General features: G+C 46.0%; 9 protein-coding genes. 4 read left to right on the top strand and 5 right to left on the bottom strand.

Annotated elements, in window-relative coordinates; all coding sequences use genetic code 11:
- Nucleotides 1-447: 447 nt before the first annotated feature.
- Nucleotides 448-1,641, bottom strand: coding sequence for a pyridoxal phosphate-dependent aminotransferase (locus PBAL39_RS10100; RefSeq protein WP_008240939.1), 1,194 nt, complete (start codon nt 1,639-1,641; stop codon nt 448-450).
- Between the two features lie 210 nt (nt 1,642-1,851).
- Between PBAL39_RS10100 and PBAL39_RS10095 the strand changes: the two genes are divergently transcribed.
- Both PBAL39_RS10095 and PBAL39_RS10090 read left to right on the top strand, forming a co-directional pair.
- Nucleotides 1,852-2,775, top strand: coding sequence for a cation diffusion facilitator family transporter (locus tag PBAL39_RS10095; protein WP_008240938.1), 924 nt, complete (start codon nt 1,852-1,854; stop codon nt 2,773-2,775).
- Complete coding sequence (locus tag PBAL39_RS10090) at nt 2,772-3,212, top strand: NUDIX domain-containing protein (RefSeq protein ID WP_008240935.1); 441 nt, start codon at nt 2,772-2,774, stop codon at nt 3,210-3,212. Before PBAL39_RS10095 ends, PBAL39_RS10090 begins: the two co-directional genes overlap by 4 nt.
- A gap of 16 nt (nt 3,213-3,228) precedes the next feature.
- Here PBAL39_RS10090 and pdeM read toward each other — a convergent pair whose 3' ends face one another.
- From pdeM to PBAL39_RS10070, 4 genes are read right to left on the bottom strand one after another with little or no spacing between them, the layout of a single operon-like run.
- Complete coding sequence (gene pdeM / locus PBAL39_RS10085; RefSeq protein WP_008240933.1) at nt 3,229-3,867, bottom strand: ligase-associated DNA damage response endonuclease PdeM; 639 nt, start codon at nt 3,865-3,867, stop codon at nt 3,229-3,231.
- Nucleotides 3,851-6,409, bottom strand: a complete 2,559-nt coding sequence (locus tag PBAL39_RS10080) for a ligase-associated DNA damage response DEXH box helicase (RefSeq protein ID WP_008240931.1) — start codon at nt 6,407-6,409, stop codon at nt 3,851-3,853. The genes pdeM and PBAL39_RS10080 overlap by 17 nt, the downstream gene beginning before the upstream one ends.
- Nucleotides 6,410-6,461: 52 nt before the next feature.
- On the bottom strand, nt 6,462-8,054 hold the full coding sequence (locus tag PBAL39_RS10075) for an ATP-dependent DNA ligase (RefSeq protein WP_008240930.1): 1,593 nt from the start codon (nt 8,052-8,054) through the stop codon (nt 6,462-6,464).
- Nucleotides 8,051-9,097, bottom strand: a complete 1,047-nt coding sequence (locus tag PBAL39_RS10070; RefSeq protein WP_008240929.1) for a ligase-associated DNA damage response exonuclease — start codon at nt 9,095-9,097, stop codon at nt 8,051-8,053. The genes PBAL39_RS10075 and PBAL39_RS10070 overlap by 4 nt, the downstream gene beginning before the upstream one ends.
- Nucleotides 9,098-9,212: 115 nt before the next feature.
- Here PBAL39_RS10070 and PBAL39_RS10065 point away from each other — a divergent pair, with 115 nt between their 5' ends.
- Both PBAL39_RS10065 and PBAL39_RS10060 read left to right on the top strand, forming a co-directional pair.
- The gene (locus tag PBAL39_RS10065) at nt 9,213-11,570 is read left to right on the top strand and encodes a TonB-dependent receptor (protein ID WP_008240928.1); all 2,358 of its coding nucleotides are present in this window, start codon (nt 9,213-9,215) and stop codon (nt 11,568-11,570) included.
- A gap of 4 nt (nt 11,571-11,574) precedes the next feature.
- On the top strand, nt 11,575-12,390 hold the full coding sequence (locus tag PBAL39_RS10060) for a DUF4249 domain-containing protein (protein WP_157273978.1): 816 nt from the start codon (nt 11,575-11,577) through the stop codon (nt 12,388-12,390).
- Nucleotides 12,391-12,417: the final 27 nt, after the last annotated feature.

Here is a 12,417-nt window from a genome sequence, read left to right as displayed (position 1 = left end):
GGAATGAATTGGATTTCTTAGCAATTGAAAAAAATGAAATATGATAATTGATCGAGAATTTTAATAGCCTATTCATCTTGGCACTAATTGGCGTTCGTGAATAATTACAAATTCTCAGGGATAATAGACATTCGTATCCAATGATTTTTTACGCCTGCGTTTTAAAATGTGCTAAAATAAAAAGTAAAGTACGTAAAAGAGGACAACGTCATTCTATAGATCAGTTCCTTAAAAAAAAACGGGCAGCATCTTTTTTACATTGCCCCAGCCGTCCTGTTTGGATAAGCGCCGTTCTGGGTCCTGGGGTAGCATTTGTATATGGCGTCAAAAGAGTTGACCTGCTTTGAAGACATCCGAAGATTTGCCCTTCAGCAAATATTATAGGATGAAAAGCAGGTCAACTTTTTGACGAAGGAGAATTTCTCCTGCAATGTTCAAGTGTAATTTTTAATTGAGTTTTGAAAGTGCTGTTTTAATTCTTAGTACGGCTTCTCTCAATTGGTCTTCAGCAGCAGCATAGGAGATGCGGATACAATCTTCATTTCCAAAGGCTTCGCCGGTAACTGTTGAGACGTGTGCTTCGTTCAGCAGGTATAGGCAAAGGTCTTCGGCGTTGCTGATGGTATAGTCGCCATTGCTTTTTCCGAAGTAGGATTTGATTTCAGGGAAGAAGTAGAAAGCACCATCAGGAAGATTTACTTTTACACCTGGGATTTCTGTGAGCAGGGCATGGACGATGTCTCTGCGTTTTTTAAATTCAGCGACCATCGCATTTACAGACTCCAGGCCACCTTGGTAGGCTGCAAGTGCCGCGCGTTGTGCAATGGAAGATGTTCCCGAGGTAATCTGGCCCTGAATTTTATCGCATGCGTTTGCAATTTCTTTGTTTGCGGCCATGTATCCAACGCGCCATCCGGTCATGGCATACGATTTTGAGAATCCATTGATGAGGACTACGCGGTCTTTGATGGAGTCGAACTCAGCGATAGAGGCATGTTTACCCACAAAGTTGATGTGCTCATAGATTTCATCCGAGATGATGTAGATGTTAGGATATTTCTCAAAAACGGCAACAAGATCTGCCAGTTCTTCCCTGCTATATACGGAACCCGTAGGGTTACACGGAGAAGAGAACATGAACAGTTTTGTATTCGGGGTAATGGCAGCTTCAAGCTGGGCTCCGGTGATCTTAAAGTTATTTTCAACAGTTGCATTGATGAATACCGTTTCACCCTCTGCCAGTTTGATCATTTCTGAGTACGATACCCAGTATGGCGTAGGTACGATAACTTCCTGTCCAGGATCAACCAGGCACATCACTGCATTTGCAAGCGACTGCTTTGCGCCCGTAGAAACGACAATCTGATCGAAAGTATAAGTCAATCCATTTTCCCTCAATAACTTCTCAGTAACAGCCTTACGAAGGTCAGGATATCCGGAAACAGGCGTGTAATAAGAGTAGTTCTCATCGATCGCTTTCTTTGCAGCTTCCTTTACATCATCAGGAGTGAAAAAGTCAGGTTCCCCAAAGCTGAGGTTGATTACATCTATCCCTTTTGCGGATAGTTCTCTGCCTAACTTCGCCATTTTAATTGTTTGTGACTCTGATAGGTTATTGATTCTTTTGGATAAAAATGTCATAATATTTCGTGCTCAGGCAAATTTAATTTTGTCAGCTAGCAAATATAGAAACCTGCCTGAATTTTAGGCTAAAAAAAATACTTTTAATGTAATTTGAGAGGGATATAAGGGGAAATCCGGAGGTAAACTGTACTTTTGGTGCCTAAATACTGCAAGTTGCAACCTCAGAAAAAAGCCATACTCGTTTCTTTGTGCATCAGCATTGTACTTATGCTGGCAAAGTTTGTTGCCTATTTCATGACGCATTCCAACGCCATCCTGACTGATGCTGCGGAGAGTATTGTTAATGTACTGGCCAGTGGCTTTGCATTTTACAGTATTTATCTCGCCACATTGCCCAAGGATGAGAACCACCCTTATGGCCATGGAAAGGTGGAGTTTTTCTCTGCTTTTGTGGAGGGTGTACTGATTGCACTGGCGGGTCTCATCATCATCTTTAAGTCTGGGTACGACCTGCTGTTCCCTGTCGCGATACGGCAGCTGTATGAGGGGGCCATCATCATTGGAGTTACCGGGCTCATCAACCTGTTTACTGGATTATACCTGATCAATACAGGGAAGCGGCACAGCTCCATCACGCTAGAGGCAGACGGTAAACACCTGCTGACTGATGCGGTGACGAGCGGCGGATTGGTGATTGGGGTATTGCTGATCCAGCTGACCGAGATTTTTTGGCTCGACAGTGTCATTTCTATTCTGCTGGGGATGTACATCATCCGGAATGGGTACCAGCTGACGCGGCGATCGGTAGGAGGGCTGATGGATGAGAGCAATATGGAGCTGGTGAAAGACATTGTGGGGATCATGCAGGCCCACAGACATGACGCCTGGATTGACGTGCACAATCTACGTGCGCAACAGTACGGTGCCGACCTTCATATTGATTGCCACGTCACGCTGCCTTATTATTTCGATCTCAACAGGGTGCATGCCGAGATATCGAGTATCGACCAATTGATCAATGTCAATGCCGCGCGGCAGACGGAACTTTTTATACATGCTGACCCCTGCTTACCACAATGTTGTCACTACTGTAAGGTGAACGGTTGTGCCGTGCGGGAGGAAGCTTTTATTCAGGAAATTAAGTGGACGATTGAAAACGCCACCAAAAATCATAAACATTTCGAGCAATGAGTTATTTTAATGTAAGGGTATATGGCCTTCTGATCAACGACAGGAATGAGATCCTGATCAGCGATGAACAGTCTGGCGGAAGAAGTTTCAGTAAATTTCCGGGCGGTGGCCTGGAGTATGGGGAAGGCCTTGTTGACGCGCTGAAGCGTGAATTTATGGAAGAGTGTAATGCTGAAATTGCAGTACACAATCATTTTTATACTACTGATTTTTACGAAAAGTCATCCTTTAATGAAAGCCAGATTCTTAGCATTTATTATATCGTTAAGGAGGTACATCCGCTGGAACTGAAGTTTAAAACTCAGGTGTTTGATTTTGACGAAAATGCGCTGCAGTCATTCAGGTGGGTAAGCCTGGATGTGCTGAGCACTGATGATGTGACCTTTAAGACGGACAAAACGGTAGTGGAAATGCTGATTAAAAAATCACGTAGCTAAAATCGTATCCCTGTAGTTAAAAAACCTGGGTGACTTTTGAAGGCCCAATTGCAAAACAGCGGTCGCCGGCTTCAGGCTTGACAATGCTCAGGCCAGTAAATATACTGAACGCCGGCATGATGGCCATATTTTTTCCGAAGTAGAAGCAGGGTAGTTTTAGTTGCTGTCTTGCTTTTCCATAAACACTGATGCCAGGATGGAGGTGTCCCGAGATGGTATAATGCGTGTCTGTTATTTCCGGGCGATCGTGAATGAAGCGGAAGGGATGGCAGATCATCTCCTTTTTATACACTTCAATCTTCATCTCCTCATAGTCCTGATCTCGCAGTGCATCGTGATTACCAAGGACCAGGAAGATGCGCAGTTGTTCAAAATCGCGTCTCCATTCTGCAAACATACCAATGTCGCTGTTTAGGTCATGATGAAACATGTCGCCCGTAATGAGCAGAACTTCGGGATGGTATTCATGGAGTAGCGCAGTCAGTCGCTGCAGGTCTGTCAGTCCGATTGTTGCAGGCACCTGGATACCATGTTTTCTAAAGTGTGCCGACTTGCCCAGGTGCAGGTCGCTGATGATCAGCATGCGCTCTCTATCCCAATAGATCGCCCTGTCTTTATTCAGGGTCAGTTCTTCTCCGCTACAGCTGATGGTCATTTTTATTTCTGAATTTCTTTGTTGCTTTCTTTTCTGTTTCTGCGGTCATTCTTTCTATCCGCTGGCTCAGCTCTTCGCTGCTCATGTTTTCCCGCAGGCTATCCACCTTGATCGGAAAGCAAAGCGGGGTATAACGGTCCGTTTTCACGATGATGATTTTGCTCTGCTGAATACGCTGAAGCGCAGCCAACAGCCGGGGTTCTTCTATCTGTTGGTAGAAAGCCTCATCATAAGCCTGGCGCAATAATAAGTTATGCCGGTCGAAATCGCTAAAAACGTTGAAAAATAATGATGCCGACGATTGCAGGTGTTTGTTGGCAATGTATTTACCAGGAAAACCCTGGAAGATCAGTCCCGAGATGCAGGCGATGTCCCTGAACTTGCGCCGTGCCATTTCTGTAGCGTTTATACTGATGACAATGTCTTCAGCAAGGTGCTCCGGACTAAACAGCTGGCGGATTTCAGTCTCTTCGATGGGAAGCTGCTGTTCGGAGAGCAGCTCAAAGCCGTAGTCGTTCATTGCAATGGAGAAGGTGATGGGAGTATTCCTACTGATGCGGTAGGCAATAAGGGCTGCCATCACCTCATGTACCTGTCGTCCTTCAAAAGGGTAAGCAAAAAGATGGTGGCCATCCTTGGTATGGATCAACTCAATGAGGAATTCATCATCTTTAGGCACATGAGAAACCTTCGCCTGTCGCTCAAATAGTGGAAGGATGATGTCCAGCTCCTCATCATCATGCGACTTGTCGAGCGTTTCATTATATTTTTTTCTCAATATCGTACCCAGGTTTGCACTCAGGGAGATCCTGCCACCCATCCAGCTTGGTGTGATGGCCCGTTTGGCCCTACTGCGGCGCACAAGGACGGTCAGGTCTTTGACCATCACAAAGTCAAGCACTTTTCCTGCAAGCGTAAAACTGCTGCCAGCCTTCATTTTTGAGATAAATGATTCTTCCACCATGCCAATAAAACCACCGCCAAGGTATTTTACCTTTAACATAGGGTCACTTACGATGGTACCGATATGCAGACGGTGGCGCATGGCCATCTGCCTGCTTTCGACTTTCCAGAGACCGTCAACCTTACTGACCTTCTTGAACTCGTGATATGCCGACAGGCTATCGCCGCCGGTGGTGATGAACTGCATGAGCCAGCTCCATTCCGAAGGAAGCAGCTCATGATAGGCAAAAGTTTCTTTCACTTCATGGTAGAGCTGTTGCTCATCAAAACCATCGCCGACGGCGATGGTCACCATATACTGAACCAGGGTGTCGAAGGCCATCACTATGGGATCTCTGCTTTCGATATCCTGAGTTTTTGCAGCTTCTTTTATTGCTGCTGCTTCCACCAGTTCGAGCGCATGCGTGGGGAGGAAGTAGATTGTTGAAATTTCGTGGGGCGAGTGACCGCTGCGGCCTGCCCGCTGAAGGAAGCGTGCTACACCTTTTGGTGACCCGATCTGTACCACGGTATCTACGGGTTTGAAGTCCACCCCCAGATCAAGGGACGAGGTACTGATGACAGCCTTCAGGATTCCGGAGTGCAGGGCATCTTCAATCCAGTTGCGGAGTTCGAAATCTATGGAGCCATGGTGGATAGCAATTTGCCCGGCGAGGTTTTCATCCAGGTTCAGCAGGTTCTGGTACCATAACTCCGCCTGACCACGGGTGTTGGTGAATACAAGGGTGGTTTTACTTTTATAAATGATGGGTAGGAGCTTATGCGCCAGCTTATGTCCCAGGTGACCCGCCCATGGCAGCATGTCGATGTGATCGGGCAGTATGGATTTAATGACAATTTTCTTTTCTTCGGTTGCCTTAATGATGATCCTGAGTACTTCTGGGTAAGGAACAAGGACGTCCATTGCCTGTTCCATGTTGCCTATTGTTGCAGAAATCCCCCAGATCCGCAATAGCCTTTCGGGGTGTTTTTGATGAATGATGCCGCGGATTCTGGAGATCGCGAGCTCGGTCATAACGCCACGTTTGCTGCCGATCAGCTCATGCCATTCATCGGTGACGATGCATTGCAGCTGACTGAACTGGCCAGAGGTGTTTTTTTGTGCAAGCAGCAGGTGGATACTTTCCGGGGTGATGATAAGCACTTCGGGCATTTGTTTTTTCTGGCGTAGTTTTTCAGCCTGTGGAGTATCTCCATTCCGAACGGATACCAGCCAGTCCAGCTCCAGCTCCCTGCATACCTCGGTCATGGCCCGTGCGAGGTCTTTTGCCAACGAGCGCAGTGGAGTAATCCAGAGCAGCCTAAGACCAGTGCTGCTCCTTTTCTTTTTACTGTGTGTTTTCTGTTTGCTTGTCTTTTGTTTTTCTGTTTTCTGCTCCGCTCTGGTATTCAGCTCATCTATTACTACTGCCAGAAATAAGGAAAAGGTTTTTCCAAAACCAGTGGGAGCATTGACAAGCCCACTGTAACCTTCAGCATAATACTGCCATGCCTCCTGTTGAAAGCTAAATGGTTTTCTTTTTTTTTGCCTTAACCATTTGATCACCTGCCGGTATCCCTTACTTGTCTCTATGCCCATTAGTGCATCAATTTTTGATGTATTGTTTATTGTTAGTTCTTTTGTTTCTATTTCATAAGGTTGCTTCGAGTAACTGGCGGAGGTCCTCAAGGGTGTTAATTTCATCCGCCTTTTTATCCTTTCTCCAGCGTACAATGCGCGGGAACCGAAGCGCAAGTCCAGCTTTGTGTCGTTTGCTCTCGGCAATTCCTTCAAATGCGATTTCGAATACCAGTTCAGGTTTTACCGTCCTCACTGGTCCGAATTTTTCAATGGCATTTTTCTTTACGAAGCCGTCGACTTCCTTGATCTCCTTGTCGGTAAGGCCAGAATAAGCCTTGGCGATGGTAATGAGCTTATCGCCGTCACGCACCGCAAAGGTGTAATCTGTAAAAAAGCTGGCGCGGCGCCCGCTTCCTTTCTGTGCGTAAATCATCACGGTATCAACCGTATAAGGATTGATTTTCCACTTCCACCAGTCGCCTCTCTTCCGGCCACTGTGGTACATGGAGTCCAGTTTTTTCAGCATGATGCCTTCGCTATTGATGTCACGTGAACCCAATCTTAAACTAGCAAGCACCTCCCAGGAGTCAAAATCGATTACTGGCGACAAGATCACAGTCTGTTGACCATGAAGATTGCTGATGACCTGCTCCAGTAATTTTCTGCGCTGCTTCAATGGTTGTTGACGGAGGTCCTTACCCAGATGCTCCAGAAGATCGTAGGTGTAAAAACCAATGGGGGCATCATTCAGCTGGCTTTTATTGATGGTTTTACGATTTAATCGCTGCTGGAGGATGCTGAATGCCTGTACTTTTCCATCTTTAATGGATAGGATTTCACCATCGAGGACCGTACCATCTTCCAGAAGGTCATTTAAAAAATGGAGCTCAGGAAACTGATCTGTGACAAGTTCTTCACCGCGTGACCAGATAAAGAGTTCGCCGTTTCTTTTCACAATTTGTCCGCGTATGCCATCCCATTTCCATTCCGCCTGCCATACACTGGTATCACCAAGGGTTTCCGGTTGTGAGTCGAGGGCATAAGCCAGGCAAAAGGGATAGGGCCATGAGCTATCCGTATTCACGTGTGTTCCTTCTACCAGTTCTTCATAGCTGATGAGCGCAGGATCCCAGCGGCCCATAATGCTGTGCATAATTTTGCTGCTTTCGGTATGACTTTGCCTGGCAAGGGCATTCACCAGCATTTTATTGGAGACACCGATGCGGAAGTTGCCAGATATCAACTTGTTGAATATGAATCTTTCCTGGGTATTGAGACTGTCCCAGGCTTTCAGGATGAAATCTTTTTTCGAGGCATCGTCCTTTCCATTCAACTGCGCCAGGTCTTTGATCCATTGATGAAGCGGACGTTCTACGAGCTGCGAGGGTGGGGGCAGGATGAGCGCGATGGTCTCACTGAGGTCGCCCACACTATGGTAACTTTCGGCAAACAGCCATGGAGGGATGGCGCTGAGCTCAGTTGCCCATGCCCTCACCAAGGCGGTGCTGACAGGTCTTTTGGGCCTTTTCCCGGTAAACATGGCAATGACGTAAGGTTTGTCCTGCGCATCAGCTTCTTCGAAATAGGAGACCAGTGCGGCAATTTTATCATTTGTTTTATTGCTCAGCTCCAGCTGCGCAATAAGTGCTGCGAATCTTTTCAATCTGTATGCTCCTTTGTTTCTTCGGTATATTCAGGCACCTGGTCTGTAAGCGGTGCATCATCTTCTTCCTGCCCATATTGTGTTTTTACCTCTTCAGCAGGAATGCCGATCTCGTTCAGGTACTTACTAAAGGTGGCTGTAAAACCATGTGTGACAAATACTTTTTCGGCCGATGTGGCACTGATGGCTGACAACAGACCGGGCCAGTCTGCATGATCACTAAGAGCAAAACCAGCATCGGCGCTACGCCATCTTCTGCTGGCGCGCACCTGCATCCATCCGGAGCATACTCCCGTTGCAGCCTGCTGCAGGTTTTTGATCCATCGGCCATCGGCAAGTGCTGGGGGAACGATGACGATACCCTGTTGAAGTTCTTCTTTCCTGATATCGGTGGTGATGCGTACCGTTTGTGGCAGTTTCACTCCGGCAGCAACAAAAGCATCATTAAGATTAGCGATGGACTGGTGTACATAGATGGGCTCATTTCCGGAGAGGCCATGGATCAGTCTCTGCGCTTTGCCCAAGCTATAAGCTACCAACACACTCGTTTTCTGCTGAGCCTGATTTTGTGTTGCCCAATCGCGGATCTGCTGAAAGATGACCTCCTGAGGCTGCCATTTATAGATCGGCAGACCGAACGTACTTTCCGAAACAAAGGTATGACACTTTACTGGCTCGAAGGCAGTGCTGATGCCATCGTCGGCCACTTTGTAGTCGCCCGATACCACAGCGATTTCTCCCTTATACTCGAGTCTGATCTGTGCGGAGCCGATCACATGACCGGCCGGATGAAGACTAAGCTTTACACCGTTTATGGTGATTTCCTCTCCGTAGCGGAGGGTCTGGATTTTCAAATCGGCCCCAAGGCGATGTAGGAGCACGGGTTTGGTGAGCTCATGACAAAGGTATACATCATTGCCCCATTTCACATGGTCAGCATGACCATGGGTAGTAACCGCAAGTTTCACAGGTTTCCATGGATCTATATAGAAATCCCCTTGTTTGCAATATATGCCTTTACTGGTAAAAGTAATCAATGCCATCCAGCTACTAACAAACCGTGGTGGATAAAGTTTTTAGCTTACATTTTCATCATTATCAGGTTGTTAATTTACGTTAATTCATTTACAGATTTGGTTTAATTCGGTAATTTGTCCGATGTTTGCTGATATGCATTATATACGTGCCGTTATCTTTCTGTTCGTTCTTCTTTCGCAGGTTCCACCGCTATTTGCACAAGTGAAACGCACAGTCAGTGGTGCGATTACTGACGCTGAAACAGGTGAAACCTTGATTGGAGCGAGTGTAAGGCTTATTGGCCCGGCGAGTGCCAATGAGACATCAATTGCGGCTGTAGTCAGCAATAGCTATGGCTTTTATACCGTCAGTGCTGTAGAGGGCACATATACTTTTGTAGTCAGCTTTATCGGCTATCAGACAGAAAGCCGGCAGCTGGTATTGACAAGAGATATAAAGGTTAATATTGCAATCAAAGACAACAATCAGCTGGAAGAGGTGGTTATTTCTGCAACTAAGCGGGACGAAAATGTGAGCAGTCCCCAAATGGGGCTTCAGAAAATTAACGTCAGTGAGATTAATAGCGTGCCCGTGCTATTGGGGGAGCGTGATGTGCTCAAGACCTTACAGTTGTTGCCAGGCATAAAATCTGCAGGTGAAGGAAATACTGGTTTTTATGTTCGTGGAGGAGCAACGGATCAAAACCTAATCCTTCTTGATGAGGCTCCTGTTTACAATGCGTCGCATTTACTTGGTTTTTTCTCAACTTTCAATTCTGATGCGATCAAGGATGTGAGCGTTTACAAGGGGGGAATGCCGGCGCAGTATGGTGGGCGACTGGCTTCAGTGCTGGACATCAGGATGAGGGAGGGCAACAGAAAAGAGTTTACAACGGAAGGCGGTGTAGGGTTGATCGCCTCGCGGCTCAAGGTGGAGGGGCCTATTGTAAAGGATAAAGGTTCGTTTATGATCAGTGCAAGGAGAACCTATGCCGATGCTTTTCTGAAGTTATCTTCAGACAGTTCGATCAACAGCAATACGTTATATTTCTATGATTTGAATGCAAAGGCCAATTACCAGCTTGACGAGAACAATGCTTTTTATGTGTCTGGATATTTCGGACGTGATAAATTGGGTATCGCGGAAACATTCGGCTTTAACTGGGGAAATGGGACAGTTACACTTCGCTGGAACCACCTGTTTAGCCAGCGTCTTTTTTCGAACACCTCCATAATTTACAGCAATTACAATTACGTTATCAAAAATATGCTTGATGATAACAATTTCGAGATTAGCTCAGCGATCAAAGATTTTAATCTGAAACAGGATTTTGAGTATCATCCTGGTGGACGACATCAGCTGAAGTTCGGTGTAAATGCGATCCACCATACGATTGATCCGGGGGAGCTCACTGCGTCACAAACATCCAGCGTCAATCCGACGACTTATGAGAGCCGCAAAGGGCTGGAGCTGGCCGCATACTTTTCAGATGAATGGAATGTGAGCGGTCAGTTTAATCTAGTATACGGATTACGTATCAGCAGTTTTTCTTTGCTGGGGCCTGGTAATTTTAAAACTTACGATACTGAGGGCGAAGTGCTGGCTGAGCAATATTATGGAAGTGGGAAAACTGTCAAAAGTTACCTCAACCTGGAACCTAGGTTGTCTATGAACTATCAGCTTTCAGCGTCAAGTGCGTTCAAGGCTGCCTATACAAGAAACGTACAGAACATCCATCTGATGTCAAATTCAACCGCCACCTCGCCAACAGATCTGTACATTATGAATAGCAATAACATTCGCCCGGAGACTGCAGATCAGCTTGCTACTGGCTTTTTCAAAAATTTCGAAGACAATAAATATGAATTCTCTGCCGAAGTTTATTACAAATGGATGCAGCATCAGATTGAATACCGGAGCGGTACAGACCTTCGTGGTAATCAGGAGGTGGAAGCGGACCTGCTTTATGGCGATGGACGGGCTTACGGCATTGAGTTGTTTTTTAAGAAGCGGTTTGGGAGGTTCAATGGATGGATTGGTTATACCCTTTCCAGGACGGAGCGTCGTTTTGACACTATAGATGAAGGTAGCTGGTTTTATGCTAAGCAGGACCGCACACATGACGTATCCGTAGTCGGTATATTCAAAGTAAATGCCCGATGGACATTTTCATCTGTATTTGTTTATAATACCGGGAATGCCGTCACTTATCCCAGTGGTAAGTACCAGGTGAATGGGCGTACGGCATTTTACTATGCTGAAAAAAACGGATATCGTACTCCTGCCTATCACCGACTGGATGTATCGGCAACATTGGAGGGCAAACCGGGCAGGAAGTTGCATTCCAGCTGGTCATTCGGTATTTATAACCTATATAATCGCCATAATGCATTTGCTATTGATTTTAAGGATGATCCTGTTGATCTTTCCAGAACGCAGGTGGTGCAGACCACTTTATTTGGAATGATTCCCTCAGTAACCTGGAATTTTAAATTTTAACCACATGATTTTAGCTGCAGAAAACATAAAAATCCGATGTCTTGTTAGGCTGTTGTACGCAGTGACGGCAATGGTTTTATTCGGGTCATGTGAGAAGGTGATCGAGCTTGACCTTAAAAATGCTGATCCTGTAGTTGTCATAGATGGTGGCGTAAGCGATTTTAATGGCAATCAGGTAGTCCGGGTTTCCAGGACATATGAGTTTACGGAACCGAACAGGTTCAATGGCGCCGCTGGCGCGAAAGTAGTACTTACGAACGATGCGGGGATGACCTGGAATTATACTGAAGTTTCTACGGGGGTATATCAGAGTACCAGATTTCGTGGACGTCCTGGGATTACTTATACGCTGGATGTGACCCTGGATGGAAAAACATATACTGCCAGTTCAAAAATGCCTGAGAAGGTAATCCTGGATTCGCTGACTTTCAAGCAGTTTGATGTTTTTGGCAGCATCAGTAGTTACATTGCCGTGAATTATAACGATCCTCCGGGAATTCAGAACCAGTATCGCAATGTGTTGCGTGCTAAGGGCAAAGTTGAAGACGATAGCGTCAATGAGGATCGCTTTGATGACGGCAATAAAGTATCAAATGTAATCTTCTATGAGCTGGACGAGCTGATGTCCGGCGATAGTGTTCGGGTGGAGTTTCAATGCATTGATAGGAATGTGTATAAATATTTTTACAGTATGGGGCAAAATTCAGGCTCCGGCGGGCCACCGGTTTCTCCTTCCAATCCACCTACAAATTTCTCAAATGGGGCTTTAGGAGTCTTCAGCGCCTATACTTCCAGCACTCGGGTTGCAATAATTAAATAGTTGAGCTTCATTTGAATGGGATGATAT

The organism is Pedobacter sp. BAL39 (genome assembly GCF_000170795.1).
Taxonomy (GTDB): domain Bacteria; phylum Bacteroidota; class Bacteroidia; order Sphingobacteriales; family Sphingobacteriaceae; genus Pedobacter.
Note: the sequence above shows the minus strand (reverse complement) of the source record. Positions and strands in the feature narration are given on the sequence as shown.